Source organism: Rhodococcus sp. 14-2483-1-2 (genome assembly GCF_002259405.1).
In the GTDB taxonomy this organism is placed as follows: Bacteria; Actinomycetota; Actinomycetes; order Mycobacteriales; family Mycobacteriaceae; genus Rhodococcoides.
In genome coordinates this window covers 13565-34210 of record NZ_NPFW01000006.1, presented here as the reverse complement: position 1 = coordinate 34210, position 20646 = coordinate 13565, and the positions used below count along the sequence as shown (strand labels likewise).

21 protein-coding genes and 1 riboswitch are annotated in these 20646 nt (G+C 66.1%); of the genes, 8 read left to right on the top strand and 13 right to left on the bottom strand.

From position 1 onward, the window contains the following. Nucleotides 1-51: 51 nt before the first annotated feature. Entirely contained in the window at nucleotides 52-477 is a 426-nt protein-coding gene (locus CH295_RS03770) for a VOC family protein (RefSeq protein ID WP_037187439.1), read from the top strand. Here CH295_RS03770 and CH295_RS03765 read toward each other — a convergent pair. Both CH295_RS03765 and CH295_RS03760 read right to left on the bottom strand, forming a co-directional pair. After that, a complete protein-coding gene (locus tag CH295_RS03765; protein ID WP_094739830.1) occupies nucleotides 470-1495 on the bottom strand; it encodes an AraC family transcriptional regulator in 1026 nt (341 codons plus the stop codon). The genes CH295_RS03770 and CH295_RS03765 overlap by 8 nt on opposite strands. Continuing rightward, complete coding sequence (locus CH295_RS03760) at nucleotides 1492-2664, bottom strand: pyridoxal phosphate-dependent aminotransferase (protein WP_094739829.1); 1173 nt, start codon at nucleotides 2662-2664, stop codon at nucleotides 1492-1494. Before CH295_RS03760 ends, CH295_RS03765 begins: the two co-directional genes overlap by 4 nt. A gap of 62 nt (nucleotides 2665-2726) precedes the next feature. On the opposite strand from CH295_RS03760, the gene CH295_RS03755 reads away from it, so the two are divergent. Continuing rightward, nucleotides 2727-3713, top strand: coding sequence for an LLM class F420-dependent oxidoreductase (locus CH295_RS03755; protein ID WP_094633033.1), 987 nt, complete (start codon nucleotides 2727-2729; stop codon nucleotides 3711-3713). Nucleotides 3714-3729: 16 nt separating this feature from the next. Here CH295_RS03755 and CH295_RS03750 read toward each other — a convergent pair whose 3' ends face one another. The 3 genes from CH295_RS03750 to CH295_RS03740 all read right to left on the bottom strand — a co-directional run bounded on the left by CH295_RS03750 (nucleotide 3730) and on the right by CH295_RS03740 (nucleotide 8474). Beyond that, entirely contained in the window at nucleotides 3730-4398 is a 669-nt protein-coding gene (locus CH295_RS03750; protein WP_037187429.1) for a DUF3239 domain-containing protein, read from the bottom strand. 39 nt (nucleotides 4399-4437) lie between these two features. Further along, the gene (locus tag CH295_RS03745; RefSeq protein ID WP_037187427.1) at nucleotides 4438-6093 is read right to left on the bottom strand and encodes a DNA repair helicase XPB; all 1656 of its coding nucleotides are present in this window, start codon (nucleotides 6091-6093) and stop codon (nucleotides 4438-4440) included. An 89-nt stretch (nucleotides 6094-6182) separates the two neighbouring features. Next, complete coding sequence (locus tag CH295_RS03740; protein ID WP_094739828.1) at nucleotides 6183-8474, bottom strand: helicase-associated domain-containing protein; 2292 nt, start codon at nucleotides 8472-8474, stop codon at nucleotides 6183-6185. A gap of 61 nt (nucleotides 8475-8535) precedes the next feature. Here CH295_RS03740 and CH295_RS03735 point away from each other — a divergent pair, with 61 nt between their 5' ends. Beyond that, nucleotides 8536-8724: a hypothetical protein gene (locus tag CH295_RS03735; protein ID WP_008719333.1), complete on the top strand. Its 189-nt coding sequence runs from the start codon at nucleotides 8536-8538 to the stop codon at nucleotides 8722-8724. 77 nt (nucleotides 8725-8801) lie between these two features. Here the strand turns inward: CH295_RS03735 and CH295_RS03730 are convergent, their stop codons facing one another. From CH295_RS03730 to CH295_RS03720, 3 genes are all read right to left on the bottom strand, one after another. Then, nucleotides 8802-9413, bottom strand: coding sequence for a transglycosylase family protein (locus CH295_RS03730; RefSeq protein ID WP_094739827.1), 612 nt, complete (start codon nucleotides 9411-9413; stop codon nucleotides 8802-8804). 8 nt (nucleotides 9414-9421) lie between these two features. Then, nucleotides 9422-9622: riboswitch (cyclic di-AMP (ydaO/yuaA leader) on the bottom strand. Between the two features lie 276 nt (nucleotides 9623-9898). Beyond that, nucleotides 9899-10273: a YccF domain-containing protein gene (locus CH295_RS03725; protein WP_037187421.1), complete on the bottom strand. Its 375-nt coding sequence runs from the start codon at nucleotides 10271-10273 to the stop codon at nucleotides 9899-9901. A gap of 2 nt (nucleotides 10274-10275) precedes the next feature. Continuing rightward, nucleotides 10276-10494, bottom strand: a complete 219-nt coding sequence (locus CH295_RS03720; RefSeq protein ID WP_037188795.1) for a hypothetical protein — start codon at nucleotides 10492-10494, stop codon at nucleotides 10276-10278. A 198-nt stretch (nucleotides 10495-10692) separates the two neighbouring features. Between CH295_RS03720 and CH295_RS03715 the strand changes: the two genes are divergently transcribed. Next, nucleotides 10693-11109 carry a cold-shock protein gene (locus CH295_RS03715; RefSeq protein WP_170945744.1) on the top strand — a complete coding sequence of 139 codons (417 nt, stop codon included), beginning with the start codon at nucleotides 10693-10695 and terminating at the stop codon, nucleotides 11107-11109. Between the two features lie 13 nt (nucleotides 11110-11122). Here CH295_RS03715 and CH295_RS03710 read toward each other — a convergent pair whose 3' ends face one another. The 3 genes from CH295_RS03710 to CH295_RS03700 form a co-directional block, all read right to left on the bottom strand. Further along, nucleotides 11123-11635, bottom strand: coding sequence for a DUF2771 domain-containing protein (locus CH295_RS03710; RefSeq protein WP_037187417.1), 513 nt, complete (start codon nucleotides 11633-11635; stop codon nucleotides 11123-11125). Continuing rightward, complete coding sequence (locus CH295_RS03705) at nucleotides 11632-13236, bottom strand: MFS transporter (protein WP_502694462.1); 1605 nt, start codon at nucleotides 13234-13236, stop codon at nucleotides 11632-11634. Before CH295_RS03705 ends, CH295_RS03710 begins: the two co-directional genes overlap by 4 nt. A gap of 193 nt (nucleotides 13237-13429) precedes the next feature. Next, on the bottom strand, nucleotides 13430-14260 hold the full coding sequence (locus tag CH295_RS03700) for a glutaminyl-peptide cyclotransferase (protein WP_502694461.1): 831 nt from the start codon (nucleotides 14258-14260) through the stop codon (nucleotides 13430-13432). A 41-nt stretch (nucleotides 14261-14301) separates the two neighbouring features. Between CH295_RS03700 and CH295_RS03695 the strand changes: the two genes are divergently transcribed. The 3 genes from CH295_RS03695 to CH295_RS03685 are packed head-to-tail and all read left to right on the top strand — an operon-like array spanning nucleotide 14302 to nucleotide 18630. Then, a complete protein-coding gene (locus CH295_RS03695; protein WP_094739825.1) occupies nucleotides 14302-15345 on the top strand; it encodes a DUF3027 domain-containing protein in 1044 nt (347 codons plus the stop codon). A gap of 23 nt (nucleotides 15346-15368) precedes the next feature. Beyond that, nucleotides 15369-18089 carry a sacsin N-terminal ATP-binding-like domain-containing protein gene (locus CH295_RS03690; RefSeq protein WP_252341894.1) on the top strand — a complete coding sequence of 907 codons (2721 nt, stop codon included), beginning with the start codon at nucleotides 15369-15371 and terminating at the stop codon, nucleotides 18087-18089. Next, nucleotides 18079-18630: a phosphatase PAP2 family protein gene (locus tag CH295_RS03685; protein ID WP_252341893.1), complete on the top strand. Its 552-nt coding sequence runs from the start codon at nucleotides 18079-18081 to the stop codon at nucleotides 18628-18630. The genes CH295_RS03690 and CH295_RS03685 overlap by 11 nt, the downstream gene beginning before the upstream one ends. Here the strand turns inward: CH295_RS03685 and CH295_RS27670 are convergent. Together CH295_RS27670 and CH295_RS03680 are read right to left on the bottom strand one after the other, a co-directional pair. Further along, a complete protein-coding gene (locus tag CH295_RS27670) occupies nucleotides 18599-18742 on the bottom strand; it encodes a hypothetical protein (protein ID WP_155289340.1) in 144 nt (47 codons plus the stop codon). The genes CH295_RS03685 and CH295_RS27670 overlap by 32 nt on opposite strands. Nucleotides 18743-18883: 141 nt before the next feature. Continuing rightward, complete coding sequence (locus CH295_RS03680; protein ID WP_094739823.1) at nucleotides 18884-19123, bottom strand: DUF2530 domain-containing protein; 240 nt, start codon at nucleotides 19121-19123, stop codon at nucleotides 18884-18886. Nucleotides 19124-19182: 59 nt separating this feature from the next. Here CH295_RS03680 and CH295_RS03675 point away from each other — a divergent pair, with 59 nt between their 5' ends. Beyond that, on the top strand, nucleotides 19183-20634 hold the full coding sequence (locus tag CH295_RS03675) for an NCS2 family permease (protein ID WP_068047858.1): 1452 nt from the start codon (nucleotides 19183-19185) through the stop codon (nucleotides 20632-20634). The last annotated feature ends 12 nt before the right edge of the window (nucleotides 20635-20646 follow it).

Genomic DNA, 20646 nt, shown 5'->3' with positions numbered 1-20646 from the left:
CTGTATCGAACGTGTGTTCCCATTTCCAGCGAACGACGGTAGCGTGCCGTCATGGGATATCGATTTCAGGTCGTCGTCGACAGTGCGAACCCGCATGCGCTGGCGAAATGGTGGGCGCAGACTCTGGGCTGGCAGGTCGAACCCAGCAACGAGGACTTCATCCGTGAGATGGTCGCTGCCGGCCATGCCCGCGAAGAGGACACGATCACGTTCGAGGGCGTTCTGGTGTGGCAGGCGGGCGCGGCGATCGTCGATCCCGAGTCACCCGGCAGCCCACGGGTGCTGTTCCAGTCGGTGGCCGAGCCGAAATCGGTGAAGAATCGGTTGCACCTCGACATCCGCGTCGGCGACGAGCGTGAATCGGTGGTCACGCAACTGGAAGCACGGGGTGCGTCGGTGTTGCATCGAGGACATCAGGGCCCCAGTGTCTGGATCACGATGACCGATCCCGAGGGCAACGAGTTCTGCGTCAGCTGAGACGGTATGCGCCGGGGGTCTGACCGGTCCAACGCTTGAAGGCTCGGCGGAACGCGCTGGGCTCGGAGAAGCCCAACCGGGCAGAGATGTCGTCGACGCTGTCTCCGCGGCTGAGTCCGGAGATCGCTGCGTCGCGCAGCACCTCTTCGCGCAGTTGGTTGATGGAGGTGCCCTCCTGCCGAAGGATTCGTCGCAGGTGCGGTGGGCTGATGTTCAGCATTGCCGCGATCTCGTCGGTTCCCGGTGCGCCACCTTTGAATCCCGTTTCCAGGGCGCGGCGAACCTGGCTCGACGCAGTGCTGTCGTAATCCCGGGACGAGAACAGCAGATTGGGCGACTCCGCGAGATACTCCGCCAGACTCGCCTCGGTCTGCACGATCGGTGCCCGCATCACCGCGCTGTCGAATTCCAGTGTGGCGAGCTCGCTTCCGAACTCCACGTGGGTTCCGAAGATGGCGTCGTACATCTTTCCCGCCTCGGGTCCCGGCAGCGCGTAGGGCAGTTGCACCGACAGGAGCTTGACCCGGCTACCGATGAGCCACGCTGCGAATCGGTGCAACAGAATCAACAGGAAGTCGGTCAGCAGCCGCTCGGCGAGTTGGTTGCCTTCCGGGCTCAGATGGGTAGTGGGGGTGACGTGCACGGTCAAGACCGTGGATTCTTCGGTTCGATCGATCGTCATGGGGCGCACCGGTATCAGTACCCGCATGGTCTCGGACATTCGAATCAGTGCAGCCCACAGGTTCTCGGTGTGTATGAGTGTCTGGCACACCACGCGAAAGCTCCCGCGGCGCACCGGTACTGCGGCGAGACCGAACAGTTCGTCGCCGGTCATCGTCCAGACGGCCTGGGTGAACGCGGTGACCTGCCGAGTGGTCAGACGCTCCGTCGGATTGTCGAGGATGGTGGCTCCGATGCCGGCCATCGACAGCGGGTAGGTCAGGTCCACTCCGCTCTTCGTCGCGAGGTCGACGGCCTGCCTCACGAAGTACGCCGGGATCGTCGGTTGCGGAGTCACAACTTCCGTAGCCTCTCGGCCGCGTCGGCGAGTACCTCGTCCTGTTTGCAGAAAGCGAAGCGCACCAACGATTTCCAGGGAGCCGGCTCGTCCACGAACGCCGTGACCGGAACGGCGGCGACGCCCACCAGATCCGGTAGGGCACGGCAGAACTCGTAGGCGTCACCGCGCCCGATCGGTGCGATGTCGGCACAGACGAAATACGTTCCTGCGCTGTACTTCACATCCGCTCCCGCGGCGGCGAGAGCGTCCGAGAGCGTGTCTCGTTTGCGTTGCAGGCCGTCGCGCATCGCCGATATCCACGCCTGCTCGTGCTCCAATGCGTAGGCCACGGCCGGCTGGAACGGAGTGCCGCCCACGAAGCTCATGAACTGTTTGGCGGCGCGGACGGCGTCGATCAATCGGGAAGGGCCGAGCGCCCAGCCCGTCTTCCATCCGGTGGCATTGAAGGTCTTCGCGGCACTCGACACGGTGACGGTGCGCTCGAACATTCCGGGCAGTGTCGCGATCGGGGTGTGCACGCGGCCGTCGAAAACGAGGTGTTCGTAGACCTCGTCGGTGAGGACCAACAGATCGTGTGCCACCGCGATGTCGGCGATGCGGATCATGGTGTCGCGGTCGAAGACCGTGCCGGTGGGGTTGTGCGGGGAATTGACGATCAGCATGCGTGTTCGGGGCCCGACGGCGCGTTCGAGGGCGTCGGTGTCGACGGTCCACCCGTTGCCGTCGGCGACGAGTGACACGGCGGTCCTGGTGGCACCGGCCAGAGCGACGGCGGCCGCGTAGGAGTCGTAGAACGGCTCGATCAGCAGGACGTCGTCGCCTGGCTCGATCAGACCGAGGAGGGACGCCGAGATCGCCTCGGTGGCACCGACGGTGACGAGTATCTGAGAATCGGGGTCGTAGCTCTGACCGAATCTGGCCGCCCTGTCGTCGGCGATGGCAGCGCGCAGCACCGGCATGCCGGGGCCGGGGGAGTACTGGTTGAGGCCGCTGGCGATGGCCTCACGCGCGGCCTCGAGCATGGCCGGTGGGCCGTCGGTGTCGGGGAAGCCCTGCCCGAGGTTGACGGCATTCTTCTCGACGGCGAGAGCGGTCATCTCGGCGAAGATCGTCGATGCGAACGGGCGCAACCGTGCCACTGTGCGCGAGGGGAACAACTCGGACATTCCTGCAGCGTAGTTCACAGACCGGAACCGGTCCTTCGCCCTGCGTCTGTACTGTGCCTGTCATGCGATTCGGATTGTTCGTGCCACAGGGGTGGCGTCTCGATCTCGTCGGTATCGACCCTGCCCGGCACTGGAGTGCGATGCGCGATCACGCGCTCGCCGCCGAGGCCGGTCCGTGGGAATCTCTGTGGGTCTACGACCACTTCCACACCGTTCCGACCGCGACCGACGAGGCGACGCACGAGGCCTGGTCGCTGATGTCCGCCTTGGCCGCATCCACGTCACGCATCAGGCTGGGACAGATGTGCACGGCGATGGCGTACCGCAACCCGGCCTACCTCGCCAAAGTTGCTGCCACCGTCGACATCATCTCCGGCGGCCGCGTCGAGATGGGCATCGGAGGCGGCTGGCACGAGCACGAGTTCCGCGCCTACGGCTACGGGTTCCCCTCTGCCGGAGAACGATTGGGCAGGCTCGACGAGGGTGTGCAGATCTTCAAGCAGGCATGGACGGCCGGAGAGGTGTTCCTCGACGGCAAGTACTACGAGATCGACGGTGCCGTGGTGCGACCCTTACCGTTGCAGGAGGGAGGCATTCCGCTGTGGATCGCGGGCGGCGGCGAGAAGGTGACTCTGAAGATCGCCGCGAAGTACGCGAACTACACCAACTTCGACGGAACCCCCACCGGATTCGCCACGAAATCTGCTCTGCTGCGCGAGCATTGCGCGACCGTGGGTACCGATTTCGATGCCATCGTCCGTTCGGCGAACTACAACGTCGCCATCGGCGCGACCGAGGCCGAGGTGGAAGACAGACTGCGCGCCCTCGAAGCTCGCCTGACCGAGTACGTGGGTGCCGAGAAGGCGCACAGCGCACTCGATGCGTACCGCGGCATGCCCGCAGTGGGAACTCCTGAGCAGATCGTCGAAAACCTGACGGCGCTGCAGGACCAAGGGATGACGTACGGCATCTTCTATTTCCCCGAAGCGGCCTACGACCGCTCCGGCATCGAACTCTTCGAGCGGGAAGTGATCGCCGCACTGGCTTAGGTCGTTGCTGCAGGCTCTAGCGCAGGTCGTCGGGAAGATCCGCAGGATCGATGAGCAACTGTTGGTTCTTGGCCGTGCGGACCTTCTCCGACAGGCCGATGTTGGCGTGCAGCAACGCCCACTCACCCTCGGTGATCTCCTCGACGGCGCGTGTGATGACTGCCGGATCGGTGGTTCCCCATGCGATGGGCATCGCCGAGGCCAACTGCCACGTTCGACCGCCGGTGTTTCGGCCACGGTCCGCGAGAACCGACACCGCGGGCACCTGTGCGCCCCGCTCGACGGCGTGGCCGGGGAGCGACCGCACGACGCGGGTGATCAACACGAAGTGCGGCTCGTCGACCTCCGGCTTCGCGATATCGACCAGGGCCAGCAGTATTGCTCCACTCGGTAGCTTCTCGGCCACCACCGCCGGTACCAGATCGCCTGCAGCATATTGCGATTCGATGGAACCCATCTTTCGGGGCGCCCACAGCATCACCCAGAGCGAGGTGGCCGCGCCGATCAGGAACACCACGCCGAGGATGTACGACCACGGGGCCGCGATCCAGATGAACCACGCTCCCAGCGCGATCAGGAACACCGCGGTGAGAGCTGCGGATGCCCGCAACCGGCGAAGCTCGGTGAACGTCTCGTTGACCGACTTCGCGTGGGCTACGTCTACAGGGAACTCGAACTTGCGCACACAGGTATTCCTAGCACGGCACCGAGCCGACCCGAAGTCTCAGATCGCCGGACCGAGCAGATCGTCCGCGTCGGTGATGCGGTAGGCGTAGCCCTGTTCGGCGAGGAAACGCTGACGGTGGGCTGCGTACTCGGCATCGAGGGTGTCGCGGGAGACCACCGAGTAGAAGTGTGCCTGACCGCCGTCGTGTTTCGGTCGGAGCAGTCGGCCGAGGCGCTGAGCCTCTTCCTGCCTGGAGCCGAACGTTCCCGAAACCTGCACCGCAACGGAGGCTTCCGGAAGGTCGATCGAGAAGTTCGCCACCTTGCTCACCACGAGCGTCTGGATCTCGCCCTTGCGGAACGCGTCGAACAGCACTTCACGTTCCTTGTTCTTGGTCGAGCCCTGAATGACCGGAGCGTTCAGCGCTTCACCGAGCTCGTTCAGCTGGTCGAGGTACGCACCGATGACCAACGTCGGAGCGTCCTGGTGTTTGGCGAGGATCGATTTCACGACGGCGATCTTCGTGTGCGCCGTCGAACACAGCTTGTAGCGCTCCTCGGGCTCGGCGACCGCGTACGACATGCGCTCGGCATCGGTGAGGGTGACGCGAACCTCGATGCACTCGGCCGGGGCGATCCAGCCCTGTGCCTCGATGTCCTTCCACGGCGCGTCGTAGCGCTTGGGCCCGATCAGCGAGAAGACGTCGCCCTCGCGGCCGTCCTCGCGGACGAGCGTCGCGGTGAGGCCGAGGCGTCGACGCGACTGCAGATCGGCCGTCATACGGAACACCGGCGCGGGGAGCAGATGCACCTCGTCGTAGATCACCAAACCCCAGTCGCGGGAATCGAAAAGCTCGAGGTGCTTGTACTCACCCTTGGTACGACGCGTGATCACCTGATACGTGGCAATTGTCACAGGGCGAATCTCTTTGCGCTCTCCCGAATACTCGCCGATCTCCTCCTCGGTGAGCGAGGTGCGTGCGATGAGTTCGCGTTTCCACTGCCGACCGGCGACGGTGTTGGTGACCAGAATCAGCGTGGTCGCCTTGGCCCTGGCCATCGCAGCTGCGCCGACCATCGTCTTGCCCGCGCCGCAGGGCAGTACGACGACGCCCGAGCCGCCGGCCCAGAACGAATCGGCCGCCATCTCCTGGTAGTCGCGCAGCGTCCAGTTGCCGCCCTCGGTGTCGAGCTCGATGGGGTGGGCTTCTCCGTCGACGTAGCCGGCGAGGTCCTCGGCAGGCCAGCCGATCTTGAGCAACATCTGCTTCACGTGGCCGCGTTCGCTCGGATGCACGATCACCGTGTCCTCGTCGACCATCGCGCCGAGCATGGGCGCAATCTTCTTGTGGCGCATCACCTCTGTGAGCACTGCGCGGTCGAGGCTGATCAGGACCAGACCGTGTATCGGGCTCTTGACCAACTGCAACCGGCCGTAGCGCGCCATGGTGTCGACGATGTCGACCAGCAGCGGTTGCGGTACCGCGTAACGCGAGAAGTTCACCAGCGCGTCGACCACCTGCTCGGCGTCGTGGCCTGCGGCACGTGCGTTCCACAGTGCCAGCGGGGTGATGCGATAGGTGTGCACGTGCTCGGGGGCACGTTCGAGCTCCGCGAACGGTGCGATGGCCGCCCGCGCTGCACCCGCGAGTTCGTGATCGACCTCGAGCAACAGCGTTTTGTCGGACTGGACGATCAGCGGGCCGTCGGTCACGGGTTCCTCCTAGAGACATCTGCTGCGCCCGAAAGAGCGCAACTTCTCCATTGTCCACAGGTAGGGGCGTGCGTGCACGTGAGCCCGGTCTACTCGACCAACGCGACCGAGGTGATCCGGTGCAGCGTGAAGCGCCGAACCCCACCGGTGGCGGGGTCGAACGCGTCGAGTTGGCCGCCGCCGATGCTGATCGGATCGACGATGCGATGGGTCGCCACGCCCTGGGCATCGACGTAGCCGATGCTCACGCTCCGTTTGACCTTCGCCGCGGTCTGCAGCAGCGTCATCGTCGCGGTGCTGCTGGCCCGAGATCCGTCGGCCCGCACCACTGCGCCGCCGTTGCCTGCTGCTCTGTCGGCAGCGCGCATCCCGCGCACCAACGAACCCAGCTGTTCCTCGGTGGGGACGGCCGGAGTGCGGAACGCCTGGCGTGGCCGCCTCGCCGATACCCGCGACCCGCGGGATCGCAGATCGACGATGGTGCCGGACGAGTCCTCGCCCGCAGGCGCAAACCCGGCTCCGGCCAGGACCGTGAGCACCTCGGCGAGCGGGGCCTGGGAGATCGCGACGGTCGGAGCCAGCGCTCTCAGGGCCAGCGATTCGGCCGCCGGGGACGCCATCACCTCGGCCAGCAATGCCGGATCCTCGCATCGAACGAACGACGCGGCGACGCCTGCTCGTAGCCGGCCGTGCCGACGAGCCACGTCGTCGATCAGATAGGTCAAGGCCTGGGGCACCGGCGTGCGCGAGTGGGTGGCGAACAACGTGTGCAGCTCGGAGGCGCTCAGTCCCACATCGAGAGCGCGGCGCAGGCTGGTGTCGCTGATCCGGTACATCGTGGCTGCGCCCGCGGATTCCACATCGGCGACCAGCTCGATCCGATCCTGCAGGTCCGGCTCGAGCGGGCCGGGTGCCACCAGCGTGAGATCGGCTTGCACCAGGACGTAGTCGATGGGCTCGGGCAGGGCCGCACGCATGTCGGCCTCGGCATTGCCGTCGTGCAGCAGGGAGCGGCCCGGGGTCGAGATCGCCCCACGGGCGACGATGCCGAGAGCCGTTGCCTCGGCGAGGACATGTCCGACGGGCGTGACGCCGAAGCGCCCCGACCACCGGGGTCGACGCCACGCCAGGGTGCGGGCGAGGTCGGCGGGCTGCGCTGCGTGCCCACTGCCGAGTTCGGCGAGCAATTCCAGGATCATGCGTCGATCCCGTGGTGCGGCAGGAGATCGGACTTCCTCGGACAGGGCGGCGATGGGCTTGTCGTTGGGGTCACGCATCCCGATGACCCACGGTGCCCGCGGCACTTCGAGCCAGGCAGAGGCGAGGGTGTGCCAGCGGGCCGCCGGGGCTGCGGTGAGCCATGCGTCGACGGCAGGGGTCGGCGCCCAGTAGTCGTCGCCGTTGTCGGACGCAGGAACCGGGTCCGGTGTTCCGCTCGAGATGAGATGGGCGGCCGCCAGCAACTCGACGAGGACACTCACTCGGTCGTCGTCGAGGCCGGTGGCCTTGCTGATCTTGCGGAGCTCGCGCACTCCGAGGCCGCCGGCCTTGAGAGCGGGTGCAGGAGAAACGGACAGTGCCTCGATGACTGCGACGCAGTGCCGACCCAGCTCGAGTGCCTCTCCTGCGGCAGCGGCGTCGACATCGGCGAGCGAATACGTGCCGGTGGCGAGCTTGGGTTCGGCGAGCGAGCGTGGGTCCGACATCGGTTCGCCGCGCAGGATCTGCCCGACCTGGACGGGAAGCTCGACGGTTTGCTCGTCCAACCAGATCAGCAGGCCTGCGGCGAGCAGCTTCTGGACGGGTCGATCCGGCGGCGTGCCCGGTGCGGCGTCGCGGGTACGGCCGGTCGGGGACGATCTGGCGAGGGTCTCGAGAAGACTGCGTTCGCCGTCACCGAGTTCGGCGAGGGCCGCGGTGATGTGTGATTCGGTGAGGTTGTCCACCGGGTCGAGAGCGCGGCCGATGCGCCACGGCACCGCGTCCGCCGCTGTGGCGCCGATCCGGAAACCGGCTGCGTCGCCCCACACCAGCAGGCGTTCGCGCAGCTGGGCCAGTGCCTTGTCCACGCTCTTGGCCGGTGCGCGTTTGGCGACCACGGCCAGCAGCGCGGCGCGGGTGACGGGCCGCTCGTACGCCTCTTCGATGGCGAGGATCTCGAGCACCGTCAGGGCCAGGGTGTCGAGGGTGTCCGCGGTGTGCAGGATCGACCGGCGCTGCTCGGCCCGACCGGCCAGCACGGCCAGGGATGCGGGCGGCGGCGCGGTCAGATCCGGACGCAGCGACATGGCCCTGATCAGCTCGGCGTCGCTGCGAGCTGCGATCCACTGAGGCAGATCCGGGGGCGTGTCGGTGTGTCGGTGCGCAGTCGTGTCGGTCATCGTCTATCAGATTAGAGACCTGGGCTGGTGCTTGCCGCAGGGCAGGTGTCAAAATAGGCGCATGGTGAACAAGTCGAAGAAGCCCTATGTCGATCCAGGCTGGCCGGAAACCGCTCGCGGTGACCACGCGGTGACCGAACTCTCGTCCGCTCGCTCGGGTGGCTTGTCACCCTTCGGCGAAGACACGGAGTTCCCGCTGCCCGTCGAAGACCTCCCCTATGCCCATCCGGTGACCGTGGTCAATCGCTAGCTGCGGCACTCGAGCACGAAAAAGCCCCCGACATCCGTCGGGGGCTTTTTTCGTACGAGCTGAACTGTCGCGGGCGCTTACTGAGGCAGGAATGCCTTGTTGGCCTGGTAGAAGTTCACGATCTGCGGATCGAGCTGGATGCCCTGGGCCGCGTTCTGCACGAACGAGGCGATCTGCGGATCGTTGGTGATGTTCTGGACGGCGGTGACGATGCCCTCGACGACCTCGGCCGAGTTGTCGACTGCCGGGATGGACGTCAGGTCGGGCAGTGCGGGAACTTCCGGTGCCTTGGGGGTGACCGGAACGCTGCGCTCGGTGGGCGCGCTGCTCAGTCCGAGGCTCGAGGAGCAGGACGGCCATGCGCCCCAGCCCTGCGAGTCGAGGACCTTCTCTGCGACTGCGATCTGCTCTTCGCGGCTGGCCTGGTTGGCCGTGGCCGCGTACTGCTGGCCGCCGTGTGCGTTCCAGGTGCTGGGGGAGAACTGCAACCCGCCCTGGTAACCGTTGCCGGTGTTGATGCCCCAGTTGCCGCCGGCTTCACACTGTGCCAGTCGGTCCCAGTCGGAATCCGGTGCCGCGTTGGCGGTGCCGGTGAAGGCGATGCTTGCGGTGCCCATGATGGCTCCGGTGACAGCGACCTTTGCGACGGTCTTGCCAGTGGTGCTCGGCTTGCGATGACGTCCGCTCATACGAGTTGAAATCCTCTCCACACGCGCCTGCGAGGTCAGCTGTCGGGTTCGGGCTGAGAGGTAGCCCGGCCTTTTCGCTCACTCCTGCGAGTGGGCAATTGGGCTTCACCCCAAGGGAAGTCGGTGCGACTTCGTGAGTCGCTACAACTTCCCGGTTGTCCGTGGAGGACGTGGGTCCCCCGTCCTCGTCCCCTGGGTGATCGTCGAGGGTGTTCCGGTTCCCGCGGGACGAGGTTTGGCGCTGCGGGTCGGAATTCGGCCGAACTTTCCGGCCGCTGCTGACCGTACTGAAATTCCCGCCTTACGTCACTATTTGGTAACTGTCGATTTCGAGGTGTCGTCGAGAGCGCATTTCGTACCCCTTTCGGGTCTCTCGAGTCGGCCCAGCTAGTGGACGTGCCGGGCATTGAACCCCTGTCCGTTGCCTACCCGTTACCGGAGCGTGATGTGATGGAAGTCACATCGACCGGAAGCGGTTCGGAAGGTCACCGAACGGCAACGATGTCCTTGCCGAGGGGCATCAGGGATACGGGAATCATCTTCAGGTTCGCGATCGCCAACGGGATGCCGATGATGGTGATCGCCATCGCGACGGCGGTGACCACATGAGTCAGCGCCAACCACCACCCGGCGAGGATCAACCAGAGCACGTTCCCGACGAGCGCGCCGGACCCGGATCCCGGCTTGTCGACGATCGTCGACCCGAACGGCCACAGCGCGTAGACGCCGATGCGGAACGACGCGATGCCGAACGGAATGGTCACGATCAGGATGCACAGCAGCAGTCCGGCGAGGAAGTAGCCCAGCGCCAGCCACAGGCCGCCGAACACCAGCCAGATGACGTTCAGTATCAACCGCATGGTCAGCGCGCCCTTCGTCCGGATGCCAGCGCGTACACCAGGGCCAACACGAAGCCGGTCGGCGCGGAGAACATGGCCGTCAGGTACAGCCCCAGTGGTGGCTTGGCGTCGGAGAAGATCGGAAACATGAGGATCGCGACGATGGCGACGAGGCCGATCGCGAACAGGGCCAGCGCGATGCGCAGCAGAGCGGTGCTGCTCTTACGGGTCGTTGTGTCCACGTACACCACGGTAGTGCGAAACGGGGCACTGTGAAGAGCGCAGTGCAGGGAACAACTCGAATGCTCTATCCGGGATCACCGCGCTAGACTGACGTATTCGCGTCCTACGTTCTCGTGGGGCGCGAAACTCGTGCGGGCCGAACATCGGTCCCACGAACAACGCAACTTTCTACAGCAACAGATGAACGGGTGAGCTCAGTGCCGACCGGCAAGGTGAAGTGGTACGACGTCGACAAGGGATTCGGATTCCTCTCGCAGGAGGAAGGCGAGGACGTCTACGTGCGTTCCTCGGCGCTGCCCGAGGGCGTCGAGGGCCTCAAAGCCGGTCAGCGAGTCGAGTTCGGTATGGCCGCGGGACGTCGCGGACCGCAGGCGCTGAGCCTGAAGGTGCTCGAGCCGGCCCCGTCGGTGCGTCAGAACACCGGCAGCCCCCGCCGCGAACCCGTCGAGCGCAAGCACACCCCCGACGAGCTGCACGGGATGGTCGAGGACATGATCACGTTGCTCGAAGCGACCGTGCAGCCCGAGCTCCGCAAGGGCAAGTACCCGGACCGCAAGATCGCTCAGCGCATCTCCGAGGTGGTCCGGGCCGTCGCCCGCGAGCTCGACAGCTGATCTCGGGGACCGACTACGGGCGCGTGCCGATCGACCAGATGGCGTGGCTGACGAAGCCCTCCTGATTGGTGTCGGTGTCGATGATGCCGGTGGGCAGACGAATTTCGATTCCGAGCAGGGTTCGGTCGCTGTCGTCCGTGGTGGGCACCGTGACACTGAGCCTGGTTCCGGGTTCGTTGAACGCACTGTCCTCGACGACATTTCCGCTGTCGTCGCCGTAGACCAGGGCGAGTACCCACGGTGCCGAGTAGACGGCCTCGGGGAGCGAGAGCTGCACCGCAGGGGCCTTGCCGACCTGAATCTCGGTGGTCTCTCCGACATTGGTGCACAGCGGGTCGCTGACGGCGCAGTACAGGTACGGCTCCACGTCGACGGCCCGGCCGTTGGCGTATGCGGAGACGACCGGTTCCTTCTCGGGCGCGTTCCCGATCAGCAGGGCGAGCACCGCGACGAACGCGACGGCGACGACGAGCAGACCCGTTGCGGTCAGGGCGGCGATCTTCTTGGTGCGGGGAGCGAGATTCACTTGGTCACGTTTTCGCCGAAGGAACCGTCGGACACTTCTTGTTCGACGTGGTCGGGGCGGTTGCCGCCGAAGCCGGGCAGAAGTGATCTGCCGCGGTAGGTGAGGAATGTCTGCACGAGCCCGATCGTAAGCAACACCGAGACCACGGTGAAACCGAGCCAGTACTCGGTGGGGAGCAGCACGCCGAGCGTGCCGCCCAGGACCCAGCACAGCTGCATGACGGTTTCCGATCGGCCGAATCCGGACGCGATCGACTCCGGCGGCAGGTCGGCTTGCAGGGATGCGTCGAGGGAGACCTTGGCGAGTGCACTGGCGCTCGACGCAACGAGCGCGGCCACCGCTGCGGTGAGCAGGCTGTCGGTGACCGCGGCGACGACGGCCACCACCGTGACGGCGAGCGTGCAGCGAAGAACCACAAGGGATGGCCGGCCGAGCTTGATCCTGGCACCGAGCGCGTTGCCCGAGAAGTTGCCGAGACCGGCGGCGGCTCCGACGAGTCCGAGCATCGCGGCCTGCTGAAGCGGCTCGTGTTCGGTACGGGATTTGGCGACGAACGCGATGTAGAGCGTCAGGAAGCCGGTGAGAATCCGGATGGTGCCGTTACCCCACAGACCGACGATGACGGCCCGGCCCAGGGGCTGTCTGCGGTTCTTGGTGCTGCTCGACGTCGGCGGGGACGAGGTCGTGCGGCGGAGGTTCTCGGTCGGAGCACCGCTTCCGGCGTAATCGTGTCCACCGTGCTGCTCTGCGTGGTAGCTCAGGGTCGCGGGCACCTCGCCCTCGGTGATCTCCACCCAGGACGGGATGCGCATGCTCAGGTAGGCCCCGAGCACGGTGATCGCCGCGACGAACCACAGGGCTCCCGGCGAGCCTGCGACGAACGCGATGCCGCCTGCGACGGCACCGGCCGCGATGGTGCCGCCGAGCAGTCCGAACACCGTCAGACGGGAGTTGACGCGAACGAGGTCTATCTCCGGTGGCAGTACTCGCGGCGTCACCGCGCTCTTGAGCACCGCAAAGGACTTGCTGAGGACGAGCATGCCGAGCGCGGCCGGATACAACACCCAGCTGTCGAAGTTGAACACCAGCACCACCGCCAGCACGGTGCGCAGCCCGAAGGACGTGGCGAGCGCGATGCGTCGGCCCTGCTGCAATCGGTCGAGCAGCGGTCCGATGAGCGGCGCGATCAACGCGAACGGCGCGATGGTGATGACGAGATACAACGCGACCTTGGTCTTGTCCTCACCGGTGGCCGCGGAGAAGAAGAGAGTGTTGGCCAAAGCGATCGCCAGCGCTGCATCCGATGCGAAGTTGGCCATGGTCGCGTAGGTCAGTGCAGTGAGACCGGACTTGTCGGCACCGTCGGCCTTCGCGGCTCGCTGGAACGACGCGATTCCCTTGCCGGTCAGTTCGCGTCCGCGCATGGCTGCGACGCGGGTGACGGTCAGCTTCTTGGGCATCGGCGGCGGCTTGCGTGCACCGGCCTTGCCGCGCGCCGCAGTGATCTGCTCGGTACGCGGCGGGTGCAACGGCGGCAACGGCTGACGTCGACTCGGAACATGGGTGGACGTGAGAGGAACAGCGGGCGGGTAGTTCGCCAGACCGGGGTGCTCGAGGGGGTCAGGAGCGGAGCCTGCGGAGTGACCGGGTCGGTCGGGAGCGGAGCCTGCGGAGTGACCGGGTCGGTCAGGAGCACCGTTCTGCTCGGGGGCGTGAGCGGAGCCTGCGGAGTGATCCTGTTCTGAATCGTCCGCACCCGGTGGGGTGTGGGGGAGACGTGGATCGGTCACGGTGTCAATTCTGTCCTACCGGCGCGGTATCGGTGAATCGCACCTCGAAGATCGTGGGCCAGTATTTGCCGGTGACGAGGAATCGGTCGGTGCCGGGAATCTGCGCGATGCCGTTGAACACGTCGGCACCGCCTCGTTGAGAGGCCGACATCGAATTCCACAGGGGGGTGCCGTCGATGACGGCCGTCACCGCGCCGGTCTCGGGGTCGATGCGCATGATGTCGAACGTCTGCCACACGTTGGCGTACACCGATCCGTCGTCGGCGCATTCGAGTTCGTTCAGACGCTCCACCGGATTGCCGTCGAGAGTGACGTTCACGGTGCCCTCGGCGTCGAACGACGTGGGGTCGCGGAAGGTGAGGGTGGACGAACCGTCGCTCATCACGAGGCGGTCGGCCGATGCCTGCGTGCACAGCCCCCAGCCTTCGCCGTCGTAGTTCACTCGACGTTGCTCGGCGAGGGTGTCTCGGTCGCGGGCGATCGCGACGCCGTCCTGCCAGGTGATCTGCCACAGGGTGTCGCCGTCGACGGTGATGCCTTCGCCGAACAGGTCGGACGGCAGGTCGACGCGGTCGAGTTCGGTCATCGTGTCGAGCGATGTCCGCCTGACGAACGACGATCCTTCCAGTCCGGTGCCCTCGTAGAGCACGTCGCCGTCGATCTCGAAGCCCTGGGTGAAGGCGTCCTTGCCGCGGTCGTATTCGCGCACTACCTCGGTGGTCAGTGTCGGAACCGAGTCCGACGTCACCGGGGTCGGCTGCGTCGTCGACGAGCAGGCAGTGACTGCCAGTACCGAGGTGAGGGCGGCGGCGAAGGTGCGGGCGCGGGCGGTCATTGCACCCATGATGGCAGCCCGAACTGGGCGTCACCGAGTCGATGCGGCAAACTGAATGTGTGAGTTTCGTATCTTCTCCAGAGCTCGATTCCATCCGCCCCGTCTTGGCCGATGCCGCGGACCTCGCGCGGCAGGCTCTGCTCGACCTGGGAGAGGGCGGTATCGGCGAGTACCTAGGGGTCACCGCCGAAGACGCCAGTGCGGCCACTCACCGGTTCGCCAGCGATCTCGAGGGGTATCGCGGATGGCAGTGGGCCGTTGTGGTCGCCGCCCCGGAGGACGCGGATCACGCCACGGTCAGCGAGCTGGTTCTGCTGCCGGGACCCGATGCCCTCGTGGCTCCGTCCTGGGTGCCCTGGGACGAGCGCATCCGTCCCGGTGATCTGGGCCCCGGTGATCTACTGTCTCCGCGCCAGGACGATCCCCGGCTCGTACCCGGGTACGTCGAATCCGGTGACCCTGCCGTCGACGAGGTGGCGGGCGAGATCGGTCTCGGCCGAACCAAGGTCATCAGCCTCGAAGGACGCCTCGACGCCGCCCAGCGTTGGCACGACGGCGACTTCGGTCCCGATACCGAGATGGCCAAGGCCGCCCCGTCGACCTGCGGGCTGTGTGGCTTCTACCTCCCCATCGCCGGCTCGCTGTCCGCCGCTTTCGGTGTGTGCGGCAACGAGTTCGCGGCCGACGGACACGTGGTGCATGCCGAGTACGGCTGCGGAGCGCACTCCGACACCGAACTCCCCACCGGAGCCGGATCGCCGCAATTCGAGCCGTACGACGACGCTGCACTCGACGTCATCGCCTCGCCGGTCGCTCCGGTCGAGCCTGCTGCTGTCACCGAGACAAGCGACACCGCCGAGAACACCGACACCGCCGAGGCAGTCGAGACAGTCGACAGCGTCGAGACGACCGACACCGCCGAGACGACGGAAGAGGCTTCGGCTGCCCCGGAAGAGTCGGCTGCCTCCGAGGAGTCGGCGGCCGCCGAGGTCGTGGCGGCCGACCACGCCGAACCCGTCGCCGATGATGCGTCGAGCACCACCGATGTTGCTGCGCAGGAAGAAGCTTCGGCATCTCCGAGCTGATAGACCCGTTCGACACCGGGTCGTTGCGGGAGTCGATTCTCGCGGCGTGGGGCTCTTCTCCCACCCGGCTTCGGGAGGACTCGGCGTCCGAGTCCGATCTGGTGCGCGGGGGTTACCGCGATCGTCTGCTGACCGAGCTGGCTCAGAACGCGGCGGACGCCGCGCAGCGTGCCGGCGTCCCGGGCCGGCTGGCCGTGTGGACCGATAGGTTCGGCGCTCTGCATGTCGCCAATACCGGTGCAGCGCTCGATGTCTCGGGCGTACATGCCCTCACCGCGCTGCGGGCTTCGGCCAAGGGGGCGACGAATACTGGCGTCGGACAATTCGGGGTCGGGTTCACCGCCGTGCGATCGGTGTCCGACGAGATCGAGGTGCGCTCGCGCAACGGTGGCGTGGCGTTCAGCGCACGGCGCACGCTCGAGGCGCTGGACGAGCGAGGCATGCCCTTGCCCGACACCGGCGTGCCGGTGCTGCGGCTCGCATGGCCGGTCGCAGATTCGCCCGCCGAGGGCTTCGACACCGAGATCGTGTTGACATTGCGAGCCGAGGTGGCGGCGGATTCTGTCGCAGCAGGCTTTGTGGACGAGGCCGTCGACCTGCTGCTCGAACTGGAGGCATTGAACTCCATCGAGATCGACGGCGTCGTGATCGGCTGCAGCAGAACAGAATTGGACGACCGATCCTCCGAGATCACGATCGGTTCGCGAACCTGGCGGCAGTTCACCACCCCGGCTGCCCGCTGGCTCGCTCCGATTGTCGACGGTCTGCCCGTTCCCGCTCCGCCCGATGTACTGCGCGCTCCGACTCGGTCGGACGAGCTACTGTCGTTGCCCGCGTTGGTCATTGCCGATGTACAGATGCAACCCGATCGGCGACGCGTGTTACCGGGTGTCTCGTTCGACGCGGTAGCGCACGGGTACGGGGACTTCGTGGCCTCGCTGCCTGCGGCATCCAGGGTGTCGTTCGTGCCCGAGGTCGGATTCGCTCGCAGTGAGGTCGACGGCGCACTGCGTGAACTCGTGTTTCGTCGATTGTCCTGCGCGCCATGGCTTCCCGGTGCAGACGGACGCGACCTCGTGCCCGAGCGAGCGAACGTCGTCGCGGATGCCTCCGAGGAACTCGTCTCGGCGCTGGTCGATGTCGTACCGAATCCGGTCGACGCATCACTGTCGGGTGCGCGGTATGCCTCGGCGCTCGCGGCGGTGGGTGTGCACCGCATCGGGTTGGCGGGGCTGGCGGAAATGGTCGGTGGGCTCGATCGCGAGCCGAGTTGGTGGCGGCGACTGTTCGACGCGTTGACCCCACTCGTGGTCGACGGTGTGGCTGCGGAAGAGCTTGCGGCACTGCCTGTTCCGCTCGCAGACGGTCGTACGGTGACCGGTCCGCGGACGACGGTGATCGGCTCCGACGCCTCGGCGGCGGTCACCTGGGTCCGGCTGGTGCACCCGGACGCGGTGAGTCCGCTGCTGTCGCGTCTGGGTGCCCGGGAGGCGACTGCGACCGAGCTGCTCACCGACCCGGCCCTCGAGGCGGCGCTGGACGATCTCGACTGGGACGAGAGCGAGGAGGTCGACGGGCTGGTCTCCGCCGTGCTCGCGTTGGCAGGAGAGGCGGGCGAACTACCCGGTTGGCTCGGTGGTCTGCCCCTCGAAGACGACGGGGGCGAATTGCGCAGTGCCGACGAATTGTTGCTTCCCGGAGCGCCGTTGGCAGATCTGCTGATACAGGATTCACCGTTCGGTGTGCTCGCGCCTGCGGTGGTGGACAGGTTCGGTGAGCGGGCGCTGCGAGCAGTGGGCGTCGGGTGGGGATTTTCGGTGGTGCGTGACGAACTGCCGACCGGGCCGGATCACGATCTCGACGACGAGTCGGCGTGGTGGTCGAGTCTGTCCGAGGAGCCGGAGACGCTCCTCGCGGTCCGAGATCTCGACCTCGTTCGATCGGATGCCTGGTCCGAGGCGCTGACCGTGTTGCTCGACGATCCCAGTACCAACGCGGCACTGGTCGATCGTGACGGCTACACCGCGTGGTGGATCGGGCACCATGCGCGACTGCATGATTGGCGTCCGGTCAGTTTTCGAGCGCCGTCCGACGAGACGTTTGCCGGATTGCTCGATCCGCTGGATCATCCGCGTGCCGACGAGCTGCACGCCGTGCTGAGCGCGTCGTTCTGTGACGGCGTCGACACTGCTCGAATTCTGTTGCGAGCGCTGTCGGATCCACAGCGGAATCCGACCCCTGCGGTGATCGCGCGAACCCACACCCTCATCGCCACCGCTGTGGCGGAGCGGCGTATCGACGTGTCGGACATCGACCCACCGGATCGTGTCCGCACCCTCGGCGGCGCAGTCGTGGACGCGTCGGATGCGCTGGTGATCGATGCCCCGTGGCTGGCGAGCGTCGTACCACCGGAGGTGGCCGTGCTCTCGGACATGGCCACCGCCGCGGTACTGGCCGACGTGCTCGACATCAGGTCGGCGTCGGAGGCGATCAGCGGCGAGGTACTCGGAACCGGACGGGTCAGCTCCTGGGATCGTGAACCCGGGGCTGTATTGGCCTGTGCCGTCATGGGATTGCCGCTGCCGTCCGGCGGGGTGGTGGTGCATCGCGAACTCGTGGTGCGGCTGTCCGGTGACGAGAGCGGCGAGCGAGCTGTCAGTGGAGATCGAACAGTCCCGTGGTGGGTGACCGCCGACGGAACGGTGCATTGTTCGCAGAGTTGGGAGCGACCTCGTGGGGTTTGACGGTGTGATCCTGGACTGGATGGTGGAGCATCGAGTCGGGTGGGTCACGACGATGTTCTGGATCATCACCACGGTGGGAAACACGGTATCGATGTTTCTGCTGTCCGCGGTGGTCGTCGTGGCGTTGCTTCGCGTCGGACGCAGATCGGATGCCGTGGTGGTCGCGGGAGCGATGCTCACCGGGTGGGGGCTGATGAATGCGCTCAAGTTTGCGTTCGCGCGGGAGCGGCCACCGATTCCGGAGCGGCTGGTGGATATTGCGAGCCATTCGTTTCCGTCCGGCCACGCGATGATGTCGATGGTGCTTGCCACGGTGGCGATCGCTGTGATGCTGCGATCGTCCACGCCGTGGCTGCATCGGCCGGTACTGCTCGTGTTACCTGCGGTCGCGTCCCTGCTGATCGGATTCTCTCGGATCTACCTGGGTGCGCATTGGACCACGGACGTGCTGGCCGGCTGGGTGTTCGGTGCCCTGTGGGGGCTGGGGTGGATCTATGCCGTCAGGCTGATCAGCGCGAGAAATCCGAGCGCTGGGCGATGACGAGCAGCTCGTCGCGCATGGCCGGGCTGGAGACAGCGTTGGCGCGTGCGTAGAGGGCGCGGAGCGAGCGGACGTGGTTACGGCGATTGCGGTACTGAGAGACGAGCTTCATGGCCTGGCTTTCGTGGATCAAGAGGTTGTTTTATCTGACATAACCCATGGTCCACGTTAACTTTGTGTTACTCAACCGGCTGAGGGGTTAGTTTCCCCACCTCAGGGGCGGTGTGGTGATCGGGCTAACGTGATGCTGGTCTCAATCGAGGCCGCGCTGGGCGGTTTTGCTCCCACGACGTGACGCGGCTCTCTGCATCAGGAAGATTCCGAACCCTACGGCACCGACAGCGATGCCGGACCAGCACGTGGCGAGCGCATCGTCGGTGCGGTCCCCGGTGGCGGTGAACACCACCAGCGCGATGATCCAGCCGAGGATGCCGATCGCCAACACCGGCACCGGATCGGTGAGGCTGCGCGGGATCTGGGGGAGGTCGGCCACAAAATCACGCTACGCCACCATATTTCCCCAAGTCTCGCGGTGTGCTTTATCGTTCGCTCATGCAATTGTCGTCGCGGCTACTCGACAACTACTTCAAGATCACCGAACGAGGCTCGACGGTCGGATCCGAGGTCCGAGGAGGCGTGGTCACCTTCGTGGCCATGGCCTACATCGTCGTCCTCAATCCGCTGATTCTGGGCAGCTTCTCCGCCGACGACGCGGCCGCCAAGACCGATGTGCTCGGCAACATCCTGCCGGTCGCCCAGGTCGCCGCCGTGACGGCGCTGGTGGCCGGATTCATGAGTATCGCCTTCGGCATCATCGCCAACTACCCGTTCGGCATCGCGGCGGGCCTGGGCATCAACACCCTGCTCGCCGTGACGATCGCACCGCAGGTGACGTGGCCGGAGGCGATGGGGCTCGTCGTCATCGACGGCATCATCATCGTGCTGCTGGCGGTGACCGGATTCCGCACGGCGGTGTTCAACGCGATCCCGGCCGAGCTCAAGGCGGCGATCGCCGCCGGCATCGGCGCGTTCATCGCCTTCATCGGTCTGGTCGATTCCGGCTTCGTGCGCCGTATCCCCGACGCTGCAGGCACGACGGTTCCCGTCGGGCTCGGCATCGACGGGTCCATCGCGTCGTGGCCGACGGTGATCTTCGTGTTCGGGTTGTTGCTGATGGGTGTACTGGTGGTGCGCAAGGTGCGCGGCGGTCTGCTGATCGGCATCGTGGTCACGACGGTGCTGGCGGCGATCGTCGAGGCCGTCACCGACGTGGGTCCGTCGAACGGCGTCGACCCCAAGGGGTGGAATCTGTCGGTTCCGCAGCTGCCCACCGAGTTGATTCAGTCTCCTGATCTTTCCCTGGTGGGCAACGTCGATCTCTTCGGAGCGTTCACTCGCATCGGCGTACTCGCCGCGAGCCTGCTGGTGTTCACGCTCGTCCTCGCGAACTTCTTCGACGCGATGGGAACGATGACCGGGCTGGGCAAGGAAGCGAAACTGGACAAGGACGGAAAGCTGCCGAACATCGGTAAGGCTCTGGTCGTCGAGGGGGCCGGAGCCATCGTCGGAGGCGGCGCGTCGGCGTCGTCGAACACCGTGTTCGTCGAATCGGCTTCCGGAATCGCCGAGGGTGCGCGCACCGGGCTGGCCAACGTCGTGACCGGATTGCTCTTCCTGTTGGCCATGTTCTTCACCCCTCTCACGGCCGTCGTTCCGATCGAAGCGGCTGCTCCGGCACTGGTCGTAGTGGGTGCGCTGATGATCGGGCAGGTTCTCGACATCGACTTCCGCCGTTTCGATTACGCGCTTCCCGCCTTCCTGACCATCGTGGTGATGCCCTTCACCTACTCCATCGCCAACGGGATCGGCGTCGGTTTCATCACCTGGGTGATACTCGCGGTCGGGTCCGGCCGCGCGAAGTCGGTACACCCCCTGTTGTGGATCGTTGCACTGCTGTTTGTTGCATATTTCGCGGTCGGACCCATCACCGAGGCGGTTACATGATGCGGGGTCGGT